This window comes from Stieleria varia (assembly GCF_038443385.1).
Lineage (GTDB): Bacteria > Planctomycetota > Planctomycetia > Pirellulales > Pirellulaceae > Stieleria > Stieleria varia.
On record NZ_CP151726.1, the window covers coordinates 7,338,408 to 7,359,870 of the forward strand.

15 protein-coding genes are annotated in these 21,463 nt (G+C 57.6%); 10 read left to right on the forward strand and 5 right to left on the reverse strand.

What is annotated here, in order from left to right; all coding sequences use genetic code 11:
- Positions 1-8 precede the first annotated feature (8 nt).
- Complete coding sequence (locus tag Pla52nx_RS24645; RefSeq protein WP_197455023.1) at positions 9-1,271, reverse strand: tyrosine-protein kinase family protein; 1,263 nt, start codon at positions 1,269-1,271, stop codon at positions 9-11.
- A 213-nt stretch (positions 1,272-1,484) separates the two neighbouring features.
- Positions 1,485-3,026 (reverse strand): hypothetical protein, encoded by a 1,542-nt coding sequence (locus Pla52nx_RS24650; protein ID WP_146522935.1) that lies wholly within the window; start codon positions 3,024-3,026, stop codon positions 1,485-1,487.
- 336 nt (positions 3,027-3,362) lie between these two features.
- On the opposite strand from Pla52nx_RS24650, the gene metH reads away from it, so the two are divergent.
- Positions 3,363-7,064: a methionine synthase gene (gene metH / locus Pla52nx_RS24655; RefSeq protein ID WP_146522970.1), complete on the forward strand. Its 3,702-nt coding sequence runs from the start codon at positions 3,363-3,365 to the stop codon at positions 7,062-7,064.
- A gap of 254 nt (positions 7,065-7,318) precedes the next feature.
- Here metH and Pla52nx_RS24660 read toward each other — a convergent pair whose 3' ends face one another.
- Together Pla52nx_RS24660 and Pla52nx_RS24665 are read right to left on the reverse strand one after the other, a co-directional pair.
- Positions 7,319-8,254, reverse strand: a complete 936-nt coding sequence (locus Pla52nx_RS24660) for a sugar phosphate isomerase/epimerase family protein (protein WP_231742602.1) — start codon at positions 8,252-8,254, stop codon at positions 7,319-7,321.
- A gap of 71 nt (positions 8,255-8,325) precedes the next feature.
- Positions 8,326-9,072: a (Fe-S)-binding protein gene (locus Pla52nx_RS24665; RefSeq protein WP_146522934.1), complete on the reverse strand. Its 747-nt coding sequence runs from the start codon at positions 9,070-9,072 to the stop codon at positions 8,326-8,328.
- A 242-nt stretch (positions 9,073-9,314) separates the two neighbouring features.
- Between Pla52nx_RS24665 and Pla52nx_RS24670 the strand changes: the two genes are divergently transcribed.
- Positions 9,315-9,482 (forward strand): hypothetical protein, encoded by a 168-nt coding sequence (locus Pla52nx_RS24670; protein ID WP_197455022.1) that lies wholly within the window; start codon positions 9,315-9,317, stop codon positions 9,480-9,482.
- 99 nt (positions 9,483-9,581) lie between these two features.
- Here Pla52nx_RS24670 and Pla52nx_RS24675 read toward each other — a convergent pair whose 3' ends face one another.
- Positions 9,582-10,370 (reverse strand): DUF4332 domain-containing protein, encoded by a 789-nt coding sequence (locus tag Pla52nx_RS24675; RefSeq protein WP_146522933.1) that lies wholly within the window; start codon positions 10,368-10,370, stop codon positions 9,582-9,584.
- A 470-nt stretch (positions 10,371-10,840) separates the two neighbouring features.
- Between Pla52nx_RS24675 and rpsB the strand changes: the two genes are divergently transcribed.
- The 8 genes from rpsB to Pla52nx_RS24715 all read left to right on the forward strand — a co-directional run bounded on the left by rpsB (position 10,841) and on the right by Pla52nx_RS24715 (position 21,349).
- Positions 10,841-11,632 carry a 30S ribosomal protein S2 gene (gene rpsB, locus Pla52nx_RS24680; RefSeq protein WP_146522932.1) on the forward strand — a complete coding sequence of 264 codons (792 nt, stop codon included), beginning with the start codon at positions 10,841-10,843 and terminating at the stop codon, positions 11,630-11,632.
- Between the two features lie 154 nt (positions 11,633-11,786).
- Complete coding sequence (gene tsf / locus Pla52nx_RS24685; protein WP_146522931.1) at positions 11,787-12,629, forward strand: translation elongation factor Ts; 843 nt, start codon at positions 11,787-11,789, stop codon at positions 12,627-12,629.
- Between the two features lie 174 nt (positions 12,630-12,803).
- Positions 12,804-13,574 carry a UMP kinase gene (gene pyrH, locus Pla52nx_RS24690; protein WP_146522930.1) on the forward strand — a complete coding sequence of 257 codons (771 nt, stop codon included), beginning with the start codon at positions 12,804-12,806 and terminating at the stop codon, positions 13,572-13,574.
- Positions 13,575-13,643: 69 nt separating this feature from the next.
- Positions 13,644-14,204 carry a ribosome recycling factor gene (frr, locus tag Pla52nx_RS24695; protein WP_146522929.1) on the forward strand — a complete coding sequence of 187 codons (561 nt, stop codon included), beginning with the start codon at positions 13,644-13,646 and terminating at the stop codon, positions 14,202-14,204.
- Positions 14,205-14,436: 232 nt separating this feature from the next.
- The gene (locus Pla52nx_RS24700) at positions 14,437-16,212 is read left to right on the forward strand and encodes a zinc-ribbon domain-containing protein (protein ID WP_146522928.1); all 1,776 of its coding nucleotides are present in this window, start codon (positions 14,437-14,439) and stop codon (positions 16,210-16,212) included.
- On the forward strand, positions 16,212-17,642 hold the full coding sequence (locus tag Pla52nx_RS24705; protein WP_146522927.1) for a pyridoxal phosphate-dependent decarboxylase family protein: 1,431 nt from the start codon (positions 16,212-16,214) through the stop codon (positions 17,640-17,642). The genes Pla52nx_RS24700 and Pla52nx_RS24705 overlap by 1 nt, the downstream gene beginning before the upstream one ends.
- A gap of 131 nt (positions 17,643-17,773) precedes the next feature.
- Positions 17,774-18,694 carry a dihydrodipicolinate synthase family protein gene (locus tag Pla52nx_RS24710; protein WP_146522926.1) on the forward strand — a complete coding sequence of 307 codons (921 nt, stop codon included), beginning with the start codon at positions 17,774-17,776 and terminating at the stop codon, positions 18,692-18,694.
- Positions 18,695-18,718: 24 nt separating this feature from the next.
- On the forward strand, positions 18,719-21,349 hold the full coding sequence (locus Pla52nx_RS24715) for a sodium:solute symporter family transporter (protein ID WP_146522925.1): 2,631 nt from the start codon (positions 18,719-18,721) through the stop codon (positions 21,347-21,349).
- Positions 21,350-21,463: the final 114 nt, after the last annotated feature.

Here is a 21,463-nt window from a genome sequence, read left to right on the forward strand (position 1 = left end):
CTAGACGTTCACTCAACGGCGAAATTTTCAACGACGCCGATGCCTCGGACGCCGAAGTGACGTAGTCGGGTCGCGAGTTGCTGGATGTCTCCGCTGCGTGTCGATCGGAGGTCTTGTGTGATCACTGCCGAGTCCACGCCTTGGCAAATGACTTGCAGAACGGCCGCATCACTGGCGGGTGCGTCAATCACCAGCAAATCGAACTGGCCCTGCAGCGTTTGCATCAATGCGGCGACTTCCGCGGCCGCGGCTACAGGATGTCCAGGAGCGGGAGGCAACAAGGGAATCAACGTGACACCATCCTCCAAGGACGAAACCGCGACTTGGCTCAGCGGAATCCCACAGCGGATGGCTTCTACCCAACCGTAGTCGAGCTCCAACCGCAAATCGTCGACAAGACTCGGCTTGCTCAGATCGCAATCCACCAACGCGACTCGCAGTCCGGTGGCGGCTGCCGCGATGGCGGTGCCGATAGCGACCGTCGATCGACCTTCGCCGCTGCGGACGCTAGTCACCGCGAGACTGCGAAGTCCATCGGCAACGGTTTCTCGCATTCGGTTGGCGATCGATTTGAAGAAAGATTCGTCAAAGAAAAGGCTGGCGACGCTGCTGGGGACTTCGAACACGTCGACTTCCCATTGCGCGCCCGGCCAAGGTGTCTTTGCCCACTGCTGTGGAGATGAAGTTGACGTGTAGGTTTCCGGCTCCTCTGTGGCAGGAGTCGCGATGGACGCTGCTGGGGGAGTCTCGTAGGCTAGTTCATCAACAGACTCGTGCACGGGGTCATCAACAAACTCATCGATTTCTGTTTGCCAATCGATGAGCGGTGCCGGCTCGGCCGCTTGCTGAGCGTTTTCAGCCGGAGGCGTTTCGACGACAGGATAGTCGACCGTGGAATGGAGGACTGCGTGAGATGCGTCGTCAACGCAACCATACATGACGATCTGCGAATGCAAACTTTGCAGCATTACGGCGGCATCGGGATCCGCAGCAATGTTGTCGGAGCTGTTATCGGAGCTGTTATCTCCGAGCACATTAGATGCAGCCGTGGTCGGTGCCGACTGTGGCGTCCTTGGCTGGGGGATCGGTGTGACCGGCTGGTGAGGTGAACCGTTCTCGGGCGAATCGATTCGTAAGAACTGATCTTGATTGGGTTCCACCCAGATCTTCGCCGAGTCGGAGATGTTCGCGGCGAGTTTCAAGTCACGCATGGCCGCAGACTCAGACGCCATGTGAGGCGACGGGGGCGCAGCGGCGGACGGTTTGATCATCGTGCCCAAACGCGTCGGTTGTGGAGTGTTTGGTGCTGGCGTAGCCTGTGCAGTACCAGTTGATGCAGGTGCCGGTCGAGCTGCTCGTGCATTCGGAGTTGGATTCGGAGCCGAACCACGCGAATCACGACGTGTTCTCGCAAACGTATTGAAAAAAGCGTTGTCAGGCGAACTCATGACATTTCGGTTTGTAAGTGGAGTCGTTTGCGTTGGTTATTGACGATCGTATTGGTAAGGCCCGACCGCCATTGCTGGCTGGTTTGCCATGGTGGGGGCCGTGGTGGGGTCCACGGCAGGATTCATAGCGTGTTGACCGTAGTCGCCTTGGTTATCAGCAGGGAAGTAGCGCGACCAATCGGTGACCCCGAGCGGAGTGCGTGAGTACTGGTAGGCCATCGAAGTGTCTTCGTAGGCAGCTGCATAGGGATCCGGTTGGACAGCGGTGTACTGAGGCAAGTTCGGAATCGGTCCACCAAGTGTGACCGTGTTATCGGGCAAGCCAGTCATGGGATTCGACGCGGCTGGAAGTTCGCTTGACGGTGGAAATGATCCCATCGCTTCTGGATCGAGAAACGAGTCCGAACCAGTCACTGACGCGTCGTCAACGTTGGGGTCTCGATAGGCGACCGCTCTGTCGTTTTCGGCAGGAAAGCCGGCTGCCATTTCACTCTCGGTCATTTCACCGCCAGCCGGGACACCCGCGGCCGAATCGAACTCGTCGACGTTTTGAAAGAACGGATCATTGAAATCCAATGAGTCGTCCAGATCGACTTCAGCCATGACATCGGTTGGCGAGTCGGCGTTGAACGTGCTTGTTTGCCCTGGCTTCGATTGCCCTGGGTATAATTGCTCTGGGTATAATTGCTCTGGGTATGATTGCCCTGGGTTCGAAGTCTCAGCAACGCTTTCGGCAAAATTAAGTTCACCCAAGTTCAGGCCATCGAGATTCAATTCGCCCAATCCGAATTCGTCTGTACCGAACTCGTTCGCGACATCCACTTGAGCTGCAGCCAAATCCGCTCGCGTCGTTGTCTCGGCTCCGGGCGTACCCATCAACAGACCGATTGGATCTTGCCCTGGGTCGATCGGTGTTGTTGAAATCGACTCTGTTTCGTTGCTCTCGTCGTTCGCCGTCTGCATCGCCAACTCACCGTTTGGACTTGCTGTAGGACGTCGCAGTCCGCGGACCGCCAAAGCGGCGAATCCGACGACGAGCAAGAGCAACGTGATCATCAACGCGCGGGACCCCCAGGTTTCCAATGCGAGGTCGACCGCGGGAAAGGAGGGCTTCTCACGTCGTGGGGCCGGCTCGATGGTGAGATCACCTGGCTGCGGCATTGCTGCATCCACCGCACGTGCATTCATCGCACGTGTATCTAACGAATGGGGCGGCGGTGTTGTCTGTCGTGCAGGCATGTTGACAACGATTTCGTTGAATCCGGGCGTGTTTCTGGCGACCCGGCTGCCTGGAATTCGGCTCTCGGCGACTTTCGCCGCCGCCGTGATGGACTGATAGGGGGTGTTCTGGGCGGCTTGCGGCGAATCGTCCGTCGCAACGTCAATCGATGGTTGAACCGAGGCTCCGGTGGGATGAATCGATTGAGAGCGATGGTTTCCGGACCGATTCAAATCGGGCAAGCGAAACAATGCGGGCAAATCCTCACCGGGGAGATGCGGCGGGTCAACGCGATGCTGAGCGTTGAGGCTGGACCCGGGGTCGTCACCGAAGGATGGCTCCTGGGGCAGGGCGGTCATGCGATCTTCCTGATGCAACGTTGGTTTCCGCTTGGGCAATTCCGGCTCGCAAACCATGCAAAAACCTACATGGCCCGCGTTTTGGGGAGGCAGGACGGTGAACCTCCGATCCGTCGGGGGTTTCTCGTCATTACCGTATGTCTGCGTCATCGCTCAGGATCGGAGCGGAGTGTTCCGTGTCTTGAGGTTTTTGCGGAATAGCGAAAGTTGGACGCTCAGACAAGGTTGATTAAAGAATCGTCCGGCGGGTTACCTTGTGAAAACGGACGCGGGCAAAGAAGATAGACGCTGCCAACCTGCCCATATTTCCTTGATATTTCACGCGTGAAACACACGATGCTGCAAGCCGACCCGACCGAAACTGTCCTGTCCGAGCTGATTCGCGAGCGCATTTTGCTGCTTGATGGAGCCATGGGAACGATGATCCAGCGTCTGGGACTGGACGAGGCGGGCGTGCGAGGAGAGCGATTCGCGGAGCATCACAAGGATCTGAAGAATTTTTCTGACATTTTGTGTCTGACCCATCCGGAGAAGATCACAGACATCCACCGGGCCTACTTCGAAGCCGGCAGCGATATCGTCGAAACCAACTCCTTTGGCGCCTCGCCGATCGGGATGATCGAGTTTGATCTGCCACTGGAATTGGTGGAGGAGATCAATCATGCCGCGGTGGCTTGTGCTCGCAAGGCCGCCGATGAGTGGAACGAGCGGACACCGGACAAACCGCGATTCGTCGCCGGATCGATCGGCCCCACGACGATGCAGTTGGCCATCAGCACCAACGTCGATGACCCGGCCCACCGTGCGACGACCTTCGAAGCTCTGCGAGACAGCTATCGCGCCCAAGTGGAAGCGTTGGTCAACGCGGGGGTCGACATTCTGTTGCCCGAAACGGCGATCGACACTTTGAATCTGAAATCCTGCTTATTTGCGATCCAGGATTTCTTTGACGCCGGGGGCCGCCGTGTACCCGTGATGGCCAGCGGTACCTTCGACCAAGGCGGCAGGACCTTTGTCAGCGGGCAGAGCGTGGAAGCTTTTTTCACTGCCCTGGAACACTTTCCATTGCTTTCCATTGGCATGAACTGCGCTCTCGGCCCCGACGTGATGCGGCCTCACATCGAAGAACTGTCCAAGGTGTCTGACATCCCCGTCAGTTGCCACCCCAATGCCGGCTTGCCCAACGAGATGGGTGCATTTGATCTCGGCCCCAAGCAGATGGCTGAGATCGTCGGCGAGTATGCCGACAACGGTTGGGTCAACATCATGGGCGGTTGTTGCGGAACAACACCCGATCACATTCGCGCGATGGCGGAGCGAATTGCCCGTTGCAAGCCGAAACAAGAGTCTGTCGGACCGGTCTACACGCGACTGTCCGGTTTGTTGCCCATGGTGATGCGTCCGGAGATTCCGTTCACGATGGTTGGCGAACGGACCAACGTCACCGGTAGCCGAAAGTTTGCACGTTTGATCCGCGATGAGCAGTATGACGAAGCCATCGAGATTGCCCGTGAGCAAGTTGAGAACGGAGCGACGATCATCGACATCAACTTCGACGATGCGTTGCTCGACGGTGCCGAAGCGATGACGCGTTTTCTGAGGCTGATCGCCGGAGATAGTATCACGGCATCGGTGCCCGTGATGATCGACAGCAGCAAATGGGAGGTCATTGAAGCCGGACTGCAGAACGTGCAAGGCAAGGCGATCGTGAATTCGATTTCACTCAAAGACGGCGAGGAAACGTTTCTGCATCGTGCCAAGTTGGTCCGTCAGTATGGCGCCGCGGCCGTCGTCATGGCTTTCGACGAACAAGGCCAAGCGGCGACGGAGGACGAGAAGGTTCGCATCTGCAAACGTGCCTACGACTTGCTGGTCAACCAAGCCGACTTTCCAGCCGAAGACATCATCTTTGACCCCAACATCCTGACCGTCGCGACGGGGATGGAGGAGCACAACAATTACGCAGTCGACTTCGTCAACGCCATTGCGCGGATCAAGAAAGAATGCCCCGGCGCCAAGACCAGTGGCGGTGTGAGCAACATCTCGTTTTCATTCCGAGGAAATGACCCTGTCCGCGAAGCGATCCACTCCGCGTTTCTCTACAAAGCGATCCAGGCGGGATTGGACATGGGCATTGTCAACGCCGGCCAGTTGGAGGTCTATGAGCAAATCGCTCCGGATCTGCTGGAGCGTGTCGAAGATGTGTTGTGGAATCGACGCGATGACGCGACCGATCGCTTGCTGGAGTTTGCCGAAACCGTCAAAGGCTCGGGGAAAAAGAAAAGCGGCGAGGACCTCGCGTGGCGTGAGGCTCCGGTCGCCGAGCGGATGAAGCACGCGTTGATCAAAGGCATCGACAAGTACATCGTCGAGGATACCGAGGAAGCACGCCAGCACTTCGACCGCTGCTTGCAAGTGATCGAAGGACCGCTGATGGACGGCATGAGCGTTGTCGGTGACCTGTTCGGTCAAGGCAAAATGTTCTTGCCGCAAGTCGTCAAGAGCGCACGCGTGATGAAGAAGGCCGTGGCCTACTTGGAACCGTTCATGGAGGAAGAAAAACGGGCGGCGGGATTGGAAAACGCCAGCGCGCGAGGAAAATTCCTGATCGCAACGGTCAAGGGTGACGTTCACGACATCGGAAAGAACATCGTCGGTGTCGTGCTGCAGTGCAACAATTACGAAGTCATCGACATGGGCGTCATGGTTGCCGCCGAAGCCATCTTGGACGAAGCGGTCAAGCAGGGCGTGGACATGATCGGCTTGAGCGGTTTGATCACCCCGAGCTTGGACGAGATGATCGGGGTCGCCAGAGAAATGAAACGACGCAAGTTGAACTTGCCGTTGCTGATCGGCGGTGCGACGACCAGTGCAAAACACACCGCGGTCAAGATCGCGCCGGCCTACGATGCGCCCGTGGTTCATGTGCTGGACGCCAGTCGCAGCGTCGGTGTGGTCGAAAAACTGCTCAGCGACGATCGCCGCGATGCGTTCATCGCTGAGAACGCCAAGTCTCAAGCCGAGCTGGCGTCCAGTTATCGCGCACGACAACAAAAACTGGTGCCGTACGAAGAAGCCCTTGCGAAACGATTTGCCACCGATTGGAAAACAGTTCAAATCGATCAACCCGAGTTCACCGGAGTCAGGACGCTGCATGATTTTCCGCTGCAGGACATCCGGCCGTTCATCGACTGGTCTCCTTTTTTCATGACGTGGGAACTCAAGGGCAAGTATCCCAAGATCTTTCAAGATCCCACTGTCGGCGAAGAAGCCAAGAAGATTTACGACGACGCTAACCGAATCCTCGATGAGATCATTGCCAACAAGTCGATCTCGGCGAACGCCGTCTACGGATTCTGGCCGGCGGCAAGCGATGGCGACGATGTGATCCTGTACACCGACAACTCACGGCAAACCGAGCTGACCAGACTGCATTTCTTGCGTCAACAATGGGAACGCAAGGGGCAGTCGGATTTCCGATCGCTTGCCGATTACATCGCACCGCTGGACAGTGGCCGCGCTGATTATATCGGCGGTTTCGTCGTCACCGCGGGCATCGGTGCTCAGGAAATGGCGGATCGTTTGAGATCGGAACTCAATGACTATGACGCCATCATGGTTCAAGCCGTTGCGGATCGCTTGGCCGAAGCGTTTGCGGAGTTGTTGCATCAACGGGCGCGACGCGATTGGCGTTTTGGAACGGATGAGAATCTCTCGACCGAAGAGTTGATCGAAGAAAAGTATCGCGGAATCCGCCCCGCAGCCGGGTACCCCGCGTGCCCGGATCACACGGAAAAGCGAACATTGTTTGATTTGCTCGATGCGGAAAAGAATACCGGTGTCGAGTTGACCAGCAGTTATGCAATGACGCCTGGGGCAGCGGTCAGCGGTTTGTACTTTGCGCATCCGGACGCACGGTATTTCACCGTCGACCGGATGACGAAAGATCAGATCGAGTCGTACGCCAAGCGTAAGGGTCAGCCGATCGAAGAAATTGAAAAATGGCTCGCGCCGAACTTGGCTTACGATCCCGAGTGATTGTCTCACTCCTTCAGGGTGAAATGGGGAATGCCCGCCGCTAGTGGTGGGTATTGCATCAGCCGCGACGGGCTGCGTTATCCCTGTGAGCCGATGGCGCTAGCCACGGGCCTCGAAGGGTTTCGTCAACACCAATAGGCTCGCGGCTAGCGCCTTGCGGCTCACCAAGTCAGCTGCCTCCAGAGAAAAGGCAGGTGGCGCGGATGGTTTTGATTGGAACCGATGAGGGTGTCTCCTACGCCTTCGGCTGCGGGTCAAACAGGTGAGGCGAGTGCCTCTCGCATGGACTTGAATGCCTCGGGGATCGCTTCGTAGGGTTTTTCGTCTTCGTATTCCAAGATCACGAAACCCTGGTATCCGCTTTCCTTCAGCAGGTTTGCGATGCGGTTCATGTCGGCGGGATACTTCTTTCCCTCCGGCGATTTCATGCTCACCTTCACTTGGACATTCACCGCATAGCCGACGCATTGCTTGAGATCGCCGTAGGGATCGTCGCTGATGAAGTTGCCAGTGTCCAAATTGATGCCGACCCAGGGGCTATCGATGCGTTGAACAATTTCCAGCAGTTGTCCAGGTCTCAGATTGCCGTGATTTTCCACTCCGAGAAAGACACCGCGACGAGCGGCGTGCTCGGCGCACTTGCGCATCGCCGCCACGGCTTCGTCCATCCGCTCGGGATGCTCCTCCAATTCTTTGCCTGTGCCGGCAAAGAACCGGATGTGGGGCGCGCCCATGACTGCGGCGTTGTCGATCCATTGGATGGCGGCTGCGATTTGAGCGTCTAGTTTCTCACCGGCACCGATCGTGAAGTTGTTCCCGATCGCGGTGCCGGAAATGGTCACACCGCGCAGAAACGCTTGTCGCTTGAGCTCCAGAAAGTAAGCGTCATCGGCATCGGGCGGAAAGAAATAGCTTGTCAATTCCGCCGCTTCGAAATCCTGTTGGACGCAGTAGTCAAGGAAACCAATCATGTCGATTGGCTTGCCATCTGTCTTCGGCTGTCGTGGTTTGCCTTTCATGTACGAGAAGTAATCTCGCAACGAGTAGGCCGCCAACCCGAGACGAAATCGTGGGTCACCTGAACGCTGGATCGGATCCGCCGCGGTGGACAAAGCGGGCAACGCTGCGAGGGATGCCATACCGATACCGGTAGCCAGGAGATTCCGGCGGTTGAGCGTCAATGAAGTCATCGATGGTTCTTTTCGTGTAGGGTTTCTTGGGCAGAGTTTCACAGACGGGATTTCTCAGGTGAACAGCTCAATCATAACGGACGACCGACCAAGATTTGCGCGACATGCATGACGCGGATCGGACGTTTCTCGCGGCGGATCAGACCTTGCAAGTGCATCAGGCAACTCATGTCGGCGGAGGCCAGGACTTCGCTGCCCGCGGACACGTGATCGGTGATTCTGGCGCGGCCCATTTCCGCGGACACGTCGGCTTCATTGACCGCGAATGTTCCGCCGAAGCCGCAGCAGTCGTCGGGGCGTTGTGGTTCGACCCACTGGATGTCGTGGACCAACTCCAAAATCTTGCGGACTTTGTTTTCGCGTGGAGTCATGGATTCGCTTGACTGCCCTAAACGAAGCTCTCTCAAACCGTGGCAGCTTTGGTGCAGAGAAACACGATGGGGGAAATGGACATCGAGTTGCTGCACGTGGAGCTTGTCGTGCAGGAATTCGCACAACTCAAACGTGTTGTCTCGAACATGCTGAAACGTTTCGTCATCGGGCTCAAAGTATTGGGCGTAATGTCCGCGGACCATTGCCGTGCAAGAACCGGAGGGGCACACGATGCTGTCGTAGGGGGCGAAAAGTTCGACCAAACGTCGGGCCACCGGTGCCGTTTCGTCGTTGCAACCCGTGTTGGCCATCGGCTGACCGCAGCATGTCTGGCCCGACGGGTAGACCACGTCGACTCCCAAGCGTTCCAGCAGTTCCAGGGTCGCGATCGCCACGTCGGGGTAAAGTTGATCGATGTAGCAGGGAACAAAAAGCGCGACGGACATGCAAAGCGATCGGGTTGTGATGAAGCAAATGGGAGGACCGAGTGACCTCAGTATAGTTATCCGCTGACCCGATCGTCGCAAGTCGGCCTGACGTTTGCCTTTGCCTGGATGTTTCATCGGCCGCCGGCACGATAGAGAGCGTCCCACACACTAATGGCGTGGTATCAGTCGTTCGGTGGTGTCATTCGTCCTGAACCACTCGCCGTCAGGCCACGGGTTCTACGCGTTCAAATGGATGCTCGATGCGTGCAAGACCCGGCCGCTCACGCGTCGCCGATCGCGGCGTTTGGTACGTGTTTGATCGGATGGTGGTGTTCGTTTTCGACTTGGAAAGTCGGACGACGATCGTCGCTCGACTTTCCAAGTCGATAGCGTGCCCCGCCAAGCGTTTTGCCATTCCCAATCGTTGACTTGCGCAGACAGGCCCGCTCCCTCGCATTCGCCTAAAGGGCTCTGCTCGACCTCCCCCAAGTTCCTTGAGGGAGGTGGCAGGGAACGAGGACAGCTAGCTAAAAGGTCATCGCCACACCAACTGACAGGCCAGATCGTGACAGGCCAGATCGTGACAGGCCAGATCGTGACAGGCTGGACTCCGACTGCGTCGCCCTGGGACGCACCTTGGTCGCTGCTCGATTTCCGCCCACGACGGTCTTGGCGGACTCGATCCACGTTCGAGTTTTGCGAACGCTGGGCAGGCGGCGACCGGCCAGCCAGCGTCGTCCCGCGGTTGTTTCGGCAAAACGCTGAAAATCTCGACAGAGTCCGCCGGCGGATTCTCGCGCCAAGCCGTTGAGGCTATTTCGGTGAACGCGGACCAACAGCAAGGCGTCGCGGGGCATCAGTCCGGGGACTCCGACAGCCAATCGAATCGCGCGGCGGTGCATTTTGATCCAGCGTCGAGCTCTTGGGCCGCTGCCGACGGCGACCCGTAAGGCATCCGGCGTTGCAAAAACCAGGTCGCCAGCGGTCAAGATTCCGTGTTCGGCGAGCGTTCGGCAGCGGGCGCGGCCGCAAAAATTCAAATGCTCCAGCTTCATGCTGAGCAAGCGTTGCCGGTGATTGGGCTGAATCAAGGGCGATCCTGAGCGTTGGGCGTCTTGCCGGTTTCGCTGAGGCACGGGGGGCCGTAGAGCAGCGTCCTGTTTCAACGCGGCCTTGCGGGCTGGCGGCTCGGGTTCGACACCATCGGGAGTTGCCCATGGTGCACCGGGGGGTGAGGCAGCGATCGTTTGGGGTGGGGCGATTTGACGAAAAACGCTGCCGGGGAAGCCGAAGAAAGCGAGAACGGTTCGTAACATTTGCGATTCCTGGTAGAGAAGAGACGAGACAGGAAAGATGAGAGAAATGCGACATCAGTCAGCTTGGCTTTAGCCAAAATCCGTCGATTCTCGCCAGGGCGGAATGGGCCCGAAAATTGGTTCCTCGCGAAATCCTTTCTTCTGCCCTGGCTCTCTTGCCGATCAACGCTTATTCCGGTACCCTCTCGCTCCCTGAAAGACGGCAGAAATGCCTTCTCGGCAGATTTGTTCGCGGATTTGTTCGCGGATCGATCAGCAGGGACCCATGGGACCGATTGAGTCCCGCTGCAATGGCCGAACCTCTCTGGTGCGGCTTGCATCCATTTTTTTTCACAAACCGATCACTACTGTTGGGATGAAGGACGAGCGGATACCGCAAGGTGTCTCAATGTCCTGGAAACCTGGTCCTGGAAACAGGAACTGCGTTTCTCGAAGCCCGTCGTGATCACAACCAAAGAAAGAGTTCAGACATGGCGAATCCAATCGTCCAAGAAATGATCGAAGCCGGCGTGCACTTCGGTCACCGTACCAGCCTGTGGAACCCGAAGATGCGTCCGTACATCTTCGGTGCTAAGAATCAGATCCACATTCTGAACATCCGCGAAACGCTCCGCGGAATGTTGCGAGCACAAAAGTACCTGAGCCAAGTCGCCGCCGGCGGTAGCTTGATCCTGTTCGTCGGCACCAAACGTCAAGCCGGCGAAGCAGTCGAAGCACAAGCACTGCGTTGCGGCATGCCCTTTGTCAGCGAGCGTTGGTTGGGCGGAACGCTGACCAATTTCCGAACCATTCGCAGTCGTCTGACTCGCTTGGAAGAACTCGAGTCGATCCGTGGCAGCGATGCGATCGACAACTACAGCAAAAAGATGCAGTCGGCACTCAACCGCGAGTACCGCAAGATGTACCGCAACTTGAACGGTCTGCGTAGCATGAACCGTTTGCCCGAGTGTTTGTTCATCGTCGACCCCGGCAAGGAACGCAATGCGGTCCGCGAAGCCAAACGGCTCGGAATCGCGACGGTCGGCTTGATCGATACCGACAGCGATCCTTCGTTGATCGATCTGCCGATTCCAGGCAACGACGATGGGATTCGCAGCATCGAGCTGATCATGCGTCACTTGGCTGACGCGGTGATCAAAGGCAAGGGGCAAGTCACGATGCAGCAGCAAGCTGATGGCGAAGACGTCGCCGAGGCTCCTGCGGCAGAACCCGTCGCCGAAGCCGCACCGGCCGAAGCAGAAGCGGCTCAAGCCGAAGGTTAAGCCAGAGCCAGTTGTAGGTCAGCCTTTCCAGGCTGACCTCTGCAAGCCGCAACTCCCAGCCTGGAAAGGCTGCGTACAGAATCAATCGGTGAGGCTCACCGTCGATCGCCTCCCCACCAAACACTTCCTGTCATTTCATTTGGAGACACCCAAGATGGCCGAAATCACCGCAGCAGCGGTCAAGGCATTTCGTGAGCGTACCGGCTTGCCCATGATGGACTGCAAAAGCGCACTGCAAGAAGCCGGCGGAGACCAGGACAAAGCGTTCGAGCTGCTCCGCGAACGTGGGCAGCAGTTGATGGACAAGCGAAGCGATCGCGAAACCGCGTTCGGCATCTTCGGCATGTACATCGGAACGGACAAGAACACAGGCGCGATGGTCGAACTGTTGTGCGAAAGCGCACCGGTCACCACCAACGACGAGTTCCTGCAACTGGCCAGCGACTTGGCAGAGCAGTTGGCGACCGGTCCCGGTGCGTCGACGGCAGCGGAACTGCTTGCTCAACCATCGCCCTCCAAGAGCGGCACGACCCTGGGTCAGCAAAAAGACGACTTGTTCAACAAGATCCGTGAAGTCTTTAACGTCGGACGCATGATCCGCGTGGAAGGCGCCACCGGAGGTTACTTGCACCACTCCGCCACCACCGCCGGCGTGTTGGTCGAGATCGAAGGTGGCAACGATGCCGCAGCCAAAGACGTCTCGATGCACATCGCTGCGATGAAACCCGATGCGTTGGACGCCGATAGCTTGGACGCCGAAACGGTCGAAAAAGAACGTGGCGTGTTGACCAAGGCCGCGTTGGCCGAAGGCAAGCCGGAGAACATCGTCGAAAAGATGGTCGAAGGACGTATGCGAAGCTACTTTGCCGAACGTTGTCTGCTGGCTCAACCGTTCGTTAAAGACGACAAACAGAGCGTGGAAGAGTACGCCAAGAGCCACGGTATGACCGTCAAAGCCTATCACCACTGGGTGATCGGTGAGAACGCGGACGCCTGAGCGTTTGCCTGAGCGGGCGTCATTGGGTCACGATTGGTCCGATCGATGACCATAGCATCCGCTGCAAACGTATTTTCATATTCAACCTCGCTGGTCCCGTATCGGATCAGCGAGGTTTTTTCGTATGATATCGTTTGATATTTACGCCATGCCTTCATCGAAACCACGCTGCCCATGTCTTCACCCTCAGACGCCAAATCCAATGCCAGCTCAGAACTCCGCTACAAACGTGTTGTCCTGAAACTCAGCGGAGAGAGCTTGGCTGATGCCGGCGGCCGCGGGCTCAGCAGCCAAGAAATGGGCGACATTGCTCGCCAAATCAAACTGGCGCACGAATCCGGATGCCAAATCGCGATCGTCATCGGCGGCGGCAACATTCTCCGTGGGGCAAGTTTCTCTGGCAGCAATGCCTTGGTCCAAGAAGCGACTGCGCACTACATGGGGATGTTGGCCACCGTCATCAATTCCCTGGCCATGCAAGACTCGCTGGAGACGCTCGGGCTGTCCACTCGCGTGATGTCCGCCGTCCCGATGGAAAAGATCGCGGAGACCTTCATCCGTCGCCGAGCCCTGCGTCATCTCAACAAAGGGCGGATCGTGATCTTGGCCGCCGGGATCGGCAATCCGTTCGTCACGACCGACACCGCAGCCGCTCAGCGAGCCCTGGAACTGGACGCCGACGTCGTCCTGAAAGCCACCCGCGTGGACGGGGTCTATAGCGATGATCCCGAAAAGAACCCACATGCCGTGCTCTATGAAACACTGACGTACGATCAAGTCACCGAGAAGAAACTGCGGGTGATGGACGCAACCGCCATCGCGTTGTGCCAAGAACACGGCAAGCCGATCGTGGTGTTCAACTTCAAGCGAGACGGAACGATCGTGAAAGCCGTTTCCGGCGAAAATGTGGGGACATGCATCAGCGCCGAAGCATCACCCCAATAATTTACGATAAACTACATGGCGTAAACCGCTTAACCCATTCCTGAACCTCGACCCCAAGGATGCATGAACATGTCGGCCGAAGAAACATTGATGGATGCGGAAGAACGCATGGAAAAGGCGATCTCCGTTTTGGGAAACCAGCTTTCGGGCATTCGCACCGGACGGGCCACCCCCGGCTTGGTCGATTCACTGAAAGTCGAAGCGTATGGTTCGACCACGCCGTTGAAACAAGTCGCATCGATCGGGACCCCCGAGCCGCAACAGATCGTCATTCGCCCCTACGACGCCGGGACGATCAAGGATATCGAGAAAGCCATCGTGGCAAGCGACTTGGGTCTGAATCCGCAAAACGACGGCCGCATCATTCGACTCAACGTCCCGCCGCTGTCGACCGACGTCCGAAAGAAAATGGTGTCGCGGATCAAAGACTTGGTGGAAGACGCCAAGATCTCGATTCGAAACATCCGTCGCGATGCCAACAAGCACGCCGATCAGCTCGAAAAAGACAAGGAGCTGTCCGAAGACGATCGCGATAAATTGAAGGACGAAGTCCAAGAGTTGACCAAGAAATACGAAGCACAAGCATCGGAGATGGCCAAGGCTCGCGAAGCCGAAGTCATGGACAACTAGTGTTGCGATTTTGAATTGACCTTGATTGGAAAGGATGCAAATACCAGCACGACGCGCAAGCGAGTGAACAAGACGCCGTAAATCACTCGCTTGCGCTTCGTGCTGGTATCAAAGCTCAACTCGCGATCTTCGCACTAGGCTCAGAACGGGCTGTTGATGGAATTGATCTTCAACAAGCCCCCCCGCGCCAAACCGTCCGGCGCTCACCGGTGATCCATAGGTTTCCACCAGCATGCCCCAATCGCTCCACTGCCCACAGTGCAACGCCAATGTCACCGTGGGCCCTCAGCACAGCGGCCAACGTGTCGCCTGCCCGCGATGCGGCAAACAGTTTGTCGCGCCCGGCAGCCTCGCCCCGTCGACCAGAGCGGGCGACGACGAAGACGATTGGCTGACGCTGGACGACCCGAAACCTCCTGCACCGCTGACATCCCCCTCGCGCTCGTCCGCGTCGGGACCCTCCCCCTCAGGGCCCATCGACGGCGGCGCGACGTCAGACGATGTCCACACGCTGTCCGATGACGATTTATTGGACGACGATCTGCCTGATGACGATGCCCCGCTGACCCTGCAGCCGGTCTCGCCGGGCGGTCCAAGCGGATCGGGCAAGCCGCCGACTTCGAACGCCGGCTTCTCTGAGGGTGACCTTGCTGCCCTCGGATCGCTGGGAATGCTGGATGATGATTTCTTGCAATCCACCGACACCGTCCCCTCGCCGACTCTGGGCACAAACCTGCCGGGCATCAACGAGGCGTCATCGAACTTTCCCTCGTTCGACACGTCGCAGATAGATGGTTCTGCCAGCGGATCGGGCGATGGTTCCAGCGACGATGACTTGTTCGGTGATTTGCCACCCGTCCAAGTGCCATCAACGGCTGGCAACAACGCCGGTTCTGCTGCCGTTGCGATGGACCCCAATCAAGAGTTCCGTCTGAAGTGTCCGATCTGCGGATCTTTGATGTATGCCAAAGCGCGGCAAGCGGGCAAACAGATCAAATGCGGCGATTGCCACAGCTTGGTTAAAGTTCCGCAGCCGCCCAAGGTCAAACCGGTGCAGTCCGTACCCTCGCCCGATGAAGGATACTCGTTCGCCTTGCAGGCTCCGGCCACGGAAAACAAGCCGACGGATCCGTACCAAAAAAACGCCAACGAGCTGCTCGCGCAAGCCGCTGCGGAACGGGACAAGGAAACGAAGCCGAAGCAGAGTTTGGACATGGACGTTCCGAGCGTCGGACGTTGGTTGGCGGGCGTCTTCGGCATCTTCAAGGATTCCGGTGTGATCCTGCACTGGATCATCCTGTCCTCCCTGCTCGCCGGACCGGCGGCGTTTGCGTATGCCCAAGAATCCACTCCACTGTACCTTGGTGTGATGATCTGGTCGGTCCTGTTTGGTGTCCTGGTGATCTCTTGCGGTTTTGCGATCATGCAAGCGGTCGCAAACCAACTGGAATCGGTGACGGATTGGCCAACGATGGATCCGCCGGCCTGGTTCGAGCAACTGATGGTGGTCGTGATGGCAACCGCAATGGCTGCCGCGCCACCGTTCGTCGTGTGCAAGCTGTTTGGTGCCCCGCCGATGATTTCACTCGGGTTTACCATGTTCTGCGTCTACATCGCGTTTCCGTTTTTGATCCTGTCGATGTTGGACATGCAGAGCATCTTTACACCGTTCTCGCCCGAGGTGGCACGCAGCGCAACCCAATGCAGCGAAGCCTGGGGAGGACTTTACTTTTCCTCTGCGATGTTGTTCGGCGGCGTTTTCTTTTTTGCCCTCTTTGCCGCCACGTCCACTGGCGGACTCGTCGCAACGATCTTCCTCGGCGTCGCAGCGATCTTTGTGTACTTTTCCATGATCGGGCGTCTGGCCTACGCGATTGGTCAAGCCGTCAACGGGCCGACCGACAGTAGCTACGACCGAGACGAGAAGCTGCCTCCGCAAAACGGCCAACCAGCCAATTCCGGTGCGAAAACAGGCACCAGCACGGATGCCACGCCGAAGCAACGCTGATGCCTCCGGATCCGATTCTCACTCATGCGTACGATCCCGAGCGGTTTCGCGCGTCCGCACATCAACTGGTGGATCTGTTGGCCGACGAACTGGCCGCCAATCTGTCCGCGACGCAATCTCAATCGCTGCCTTGGCAGACACCGCAGCAGAGCGAAGCGTTCTGGCGAGATTTGGCGACCCAAGCACCGTCGATCATGGACATCGCTCGCACTGTTCTGCAACGCAGTGTCCGCATCAGCGACCCTCGTTTCATCGGACACCAGATCTGCACTCCGATTCCCGACGCGATCCTCGCCGGATTCCTAACGGACTTCGTCAACAACGGTTCCGGTGTCTATGAAATGGGCATGGCTGGAGTCGCGATGGAACGCTGGATCATGGATCAAGTCGCTCAGCGATTGGACTTGCCGGAGACAGCCGCCGGTGTGATGACATCGGGAGGCACCTTGGGCAATCTGACGGCTTTGCTGTGTGCCCGCAGCGTCAAGAGTCCGACCGATGTTTGGAAATCCGGTACCAGCGGCCAACTGGCCATCATGGTTTCCGAGCAATCGCACTATTGCGTGAGGCGTGCGGCGGGCATCATGGGCTGGGGGGAATCAGGCATCATCACAGTGCCCTGCAACGACCGATTCAGCATGTCTACGGATCAATTGCCCGAGCTGTATCAGCAAGCCACCGGTCGTGGCATCACAGTCATCGGCGTGGTCGGCAGCGCATGCGGAACCTCCACGGGCGCATTTGATGACTTGAACGCGATCGCCTCGTTTTGCCGCCATCATGACTTGTGGTTTCACGTGGACGGTGCCCACGGCGCTGCGCTCGCGTTCTCGGACGTGCACAAAGGAAAGCTGGCGGGGATCGAACACGCCGACAGTGTTGTCATCGACTTTCACAAAATGCTGATGACCCCCGTGCTGGCCTCCGCAGTGTTGTTCCGTCGCGGGCTGGATGGTTTTCGTACTTTTTGCCAGCAGGCGGATTACTTGTTCGCCGAGTCGAATGACGCCAACTGGGACGATCTGGCACAGAGAACGTTTGAATGCACCAAAACAATGATGGCGGTCAAGTTCTACACGGTGCTGGCCGGTGGCGGCCCTGGCTTGCTGGCCGCCAACGTCGACCGACTGATGGCCATGACCGGCGAGTTGGTCCGCGAGATCCAGCGACGCCCCGCCTTTGAACTGGCGGTCCAGCCGCAATGCAACATCGTCTGCTTTCGGCATCGACATCGTTCGGCAATCGACCTGAATGACTGGAACAACCGACTGCGTCAGCGGATCATCCATCGCGGCGAGTACTACCTCGTCCAGACCAAACTGCATGGCCAAACATGGCTACGATGCACCGTCACCAATCCGATGACGGGTCCGAAAGAATTTGTGGGCATGCTGGACCAGATCGAACAGATCGCCACGCAAATCGACTAGGCTCTTGAGTTCTGAGTGAGAGTGGAACTCAGGAAAAGATGGGATGAGAGTTGGGGCGTCAGACGGGTGCAGTCAGGAATTCTGGCGAATCCCATTACGGCAAGAAATGAATCAATGAGTAAAGCCCACCGATGCAACATGAACGACTCAGCGGCTTGATTGCCGCCACCTACACACCTTTGAAGACAAATGGCGATTTGAATCTGGATCAAATCCCTCCGCTGGTCGATCACTTGCTCGGCAGCGGTGTGACCGGCATGTATGTCTGTGGCAGCACAGGCGAAGGCATGTCGTTGTCGACCGGTGAACGAAAACAGGTCACCGGTGCGTTCATGCAGGCCGTCAATCGACGCGTTCCAGTAATCGTGCAAGTCGGCCACAACAGTCTTGCCGACGCACGTGACTTGGCCCAACACGCTGCCGAAGTCGGTGCGGATGCCGTCTCGGCGACTTGCCCGTCTTACTTCAAGGTGTCCGACGTTCCCACGTTGGTGGATTGCATGGCCGACTTGGCCTCTGCGGCGCCCGACACGCCGTTCTACTACTACCACATTCCATCCCTGACCGGGTCGTCGCTCGACATTGTTGATTTCATGCGTCGTGGGGGCGATCGGATCGGAAACATGGTCGGCCTGAAGTACACCGATACAAAGCTGCATGAGTTTCTGGAATGTTTGACGATCGATGACGGGCGTTTTGACATCGTTTGGGGATGTGACGAAATGCTGCTCGGTGCGTTGGCCACGGGTGCAAATGCGGCAATCGGCAGCACGTACAACATCGCGGCGCCGTTGTATCGTCAGATCATCGACGCGTTCACGCGTGGTGACATGAATGCCGCGCGCCAACACCAGCTGCGCAGCGTTCAGATGATTCGCACCATCTATCAGTTTCCTTTTCACCCGGCGATGAAGGAAGTCTTGGGGATGCTGGGGATTGAATGTGGTCCGTGTCGGTTGCCGCAAAAGCGACTTTCACCAGGCGACACCAACCGGCTGATGGAAGACTTACAAGCCATTGATTTCTTTTCCATCAATGGCGTCGTTCTCTAGATCTCGCAAACGGCAGACCGTGTCATGACCCAAGCGACCCTCTCGCCCCAAGCGACCCGCGCCGGCGCGCTAAGCGTCATCGTGCTCAGCGTCATCGTGCTCCTGTGCAATTTCGTCTCCCCAGTTCGGGCAGAAACTCCGCTGGCCAAGTCCTTGGCATGGGGTGAGTTGCCCACGCTGCCGGATTCGATCGGCGTTGCAGGTCCGTTTGCCGGTGTGCACAACGACGCTTTGATCGTCGCGGGAGGCGCAAATTTTCCCGCGCCGACTTGGGAAAGCGATAAGGTTTGGCATGACCGAATCGATGTGCTCGTTCGACAAGGAGACGAGTTCGTCTGGAAACCCGGCGGGCAGTTGGAACGGCCCACGGCGTACGGCGCGTCCGTTTCCACCGCCGACGGTGTGCTGTGCATCGGCGGCAACGATGCCGACCGAGCGTTTGACGATGTGTTCTTGTTGCAGTGGAATCCGCAGACAGAATCCGTGACGACGGTTCTCTTTCCATCGCTCCCCACACCCTGCGCTTTTGCCAGCGCAACTCGCGTGGGATCGGTCGTCTATGTCGCCGGTGGCCAGAGCAGCAATCAGCCTGATTCATGCATGAACAATTTCTGGTCATTGGATCTATCTCAACGCGGTAATACTGACGCCTTTCAGTGGCGAGTGCAGACACCTTGGCCGGGCAAGTCGCGGGCATTCAATTTGACCGTTGCCCAGCACAACGGCTACACCGACTGCGTCTACGTGATTAGCGGCAGACGCCCCGATGGTGATCGGACGGAGTTTCTAACAGATTGCTGGGAATTCAATCCGAACACGGGGGCCTGGAGAGCACGATCAGACACGCCACGCTGCGTCATGGCGGGCACGAGCGTGGCGGTCGGCCAGAGTCATGCCCTCGTGCTCGGCGGCGATGATGGATCGTTGTTTGGCGCTGAGTTGCGAGACCAGCATCCTGGCTTTCCCAGAGAAGCGTTAGCCTATCACACGATCACTGATCGGTGGGCATCGGCAGGCGAGATGCCGGCCAATCACGTCACCACGGTGGCGGTCAAGTTTGCCGGTCGGATCGTTATCCCGAGCGGAGAAATTCGACCACGTGTACGTTCACCAAGATTGTTGACGTTGATCATTCAAGATCACCAACATGGTTTTGGCGTGATCAATTACGGTGTGCTATTCGGATACTTGGCCGCGATGGTTGGCATCGGTGTGTATTTCACCAAACGCAATCGGAACACCGACGACTATTTTCGCGGCGGCAAACGGATCCCGTGGTGGGCTGCCGGATGCAGCATCTTTGCCACCATGCTGAGCTCACTGACCTTCACTGGGATCCCGTCCAAATCGTTCGCTCAGGATTGGGTTTACTCAATCGGGAACTTCACGATCCCCGTGGTCGCGATCGTTGCGGTGTATGTTGCCCTGCCGTTTTTTCGACGCATTGATGTGACCAGCGCCTACGAATACTTGGAACTGCGTTTCAACCGATCGGTCCGATGGTTTGGCAGCGCGAGCTTCGTCCTGTTTCATCTCTTTCGCATGGCGGTCGTCATGTCGCTCACCGGACTCGCTCTGGCCGTGGCCACACCGCTGACGCCCGTGCAGTCGGTCTTGTTGATGGGAGTGCTCAGCATCGTGTACTGCACGTTGGGTGGAATCGAAGCCGTGATTTGGACCGACACGGTGCAAACGTTTGTGCTGCTGGGCGGCGCAGTTTTGGCGGCAGCCCTGTTGATCAATGGAACCGATGGAGGATTGACCGGTTGGATCCAATCGGGCTCATCGGGAGACAAGTTCAACATCGCCAACTGGCATGTCGATCCACGAAGTGCTCAGTTGGCGTTGTGGGTCGTGGTCGTCGGCGCGATCGGCCAAAACATTTCATCCTACACGTCCGATCAAGCCGTCGTGCAGCGTTACATGACCACCGCCGATCAACGGCTGGCGGCACGATCGATCTGGCTCAATGCGTTCTTGGCGATTCCTGCAACTATCCTGTTCTTCGGTATCGGCACCGGCCTTTACGCGTTTTATCAATCGCATCCCGAGCGTCTTGATCCGGGAATCACGACCGATCAAATCTTTCCCCTGTTCATTGCGACGGAGATGCCGATCGGCATCGCGGGCTTGATCGTCGCTGGGATTTTTTCGGCGGCGCAGTCGACCGTTTCGACCAGCATGAACTCGACCGCAACGACGGTGGTCACCGACTTTCTGGAACCGCTGGAGTGGTTCAAATCGGATCGCGGCTATTTGATCGCCGCTCGTGTGCTGACCGTCATGATTGGCGTCTTGGGAACATTGCTGGGGTTGGTTTTTGTCGACCCGAGCATCAAATCGCTATTTGATACCTTCATCCAAGTGATCGGCATGTTCATGGGCGTCCTGGGCGGACTGTTTGTTTTGGGCGCGTTGACTCGACGCGGCAACGCAGCGGGGGCGTTGATTGGTGCGATCACAGGTGCGACCTCGATGATCGCACTGTGGCATTTTCAAATCGTCAACGGTTATCTGTTCACCAGTTGCGGCATCACCATCTGTGTGGTCGTCGGCTATCTCGTCAGCCTGCTGACGAGACCGCCGCAACAAAGCCTCGACGGGCTCACCGTGTATGACAACGCTGTGAAGCATTCTGACAGTCCAGAATACTAGCACGGTCGTGTCACCAAACGTTCGGTGGTGTCAAACGCCCTGAGCCGCTGGCCGTCTAGGCCACGGGTTTTACGTACAGAAATAGATGCTCGATGGGGGCAAGACTGGGCTGTT

Excerpts from the sequence above, each read along its gene's own strand:
- Pla52nx_RS24645 (WP_197455023.1), bottom strand. The coding sequence starts at position 1,271 with ATGATCAAACCGTCCGCCGCTGCGCCCCCGTCGCCTCACATGGCGTCT.
- Pla52nx_RS24650 (WP_146522935.1), bottom strand. The coding sequence starts at position 3,026 with ATGACCGCCCTGCCCCAGGAGCCATCCTTCGGTGACGACCCCGGGTCC.
- metH (WP_146522970.1), top strand. The coding sequence starts at position 3,363 with ATGCTGCAAGCCGACCCGACCGAAACTGTCCTGTCCGAGCTGATTCGC.
- Pla52nx_RS24660 (WP_231742602.1), bottom strand. The coding sequence starts at position 8,254 with ATGACTTCATTGACGCTCAACCGCCGGAATCTCCTGGCTACCGGTATC.
- Pla52nx_RS24665 (WP_146522934.1), bottom strand. The coding sequence starts at position 9,072 with ATGTCCGTCGCGCTTTTTGTTCCCTGCTACATCGATCAACTTTACCCC.
- Pla52nx_RS24670 (WP_197455022.1), top strand. The coding sequence starts at position 9,315 with ATGCGTGCAAGACCCGGCCGCTCACGCGTCGCCGATCGCGGCGTTTGG.
- Pla52nx_RS24675 (WP_146522933.1), bottom strand. The coding sequence starts at position 10,370 with ATGTTACGAACCGTTCTCGCTTTCTTCGGCTTCCCCGGCAGCGTTTTT.
- rpsB (WP_146522932.1), top strand. The coding sequence starts at position 10,841 with ATGGCGAATCCAATCGTCCAAGAAATGATCGAAGCCGGCGTGCACTTC.
- tsf (WP_146522931.1), top strand. The coding sequence starts at position 11,787 with ATGGCCGAAATCACCGCAGCAGCGGTCAAGGCATTTCGTGAGCGTACC.
- pyrH (WP_146522930.1), top strand. The coding sequence starts at position 12,804 with ATGTCTTCACCCTCAGACGCCAAATCCAATGCCAGCTCAGAACTCCGC.
- frr (WP_146522929.1), top strand. The coding sequence starts at position 13,644 with ATGTCGGCCGAAGAAACATTGATGGATGCGGAAGAACGCATGGAAAAG.
- Pla52nx_RS24700 (WP_146522928.1), top strand. The coding sequence starts at position 14,437 with ATGCCCCAATCGCTCCACTGCCCACAGTGCAACGCCAATGTCACCGTG.
- Pla52nx_RS24705 (WP_146522927.1), top strand. The coding sequence starts at position 16,212 with ATGCCTCCGGATCCGATTCTCACTCATGCGTACGATCCCGAGCGGTTT.
- Pla52nx_RS24710 (WP_146522926.1), top strand. The coding sequence starts at position 17,774 with ATGCAACATGAACGACTCAGCGGCTTGATTGCCGCCACCTACACACCT.
- Pla52nx_RS24715 (WP_146522925.1), top strand. The coding sequence starts at position 18,719 with ATGACCCAAGCGACCCTCTCGCCCCAAGCGACCCGCGCCGGCGCGCTA.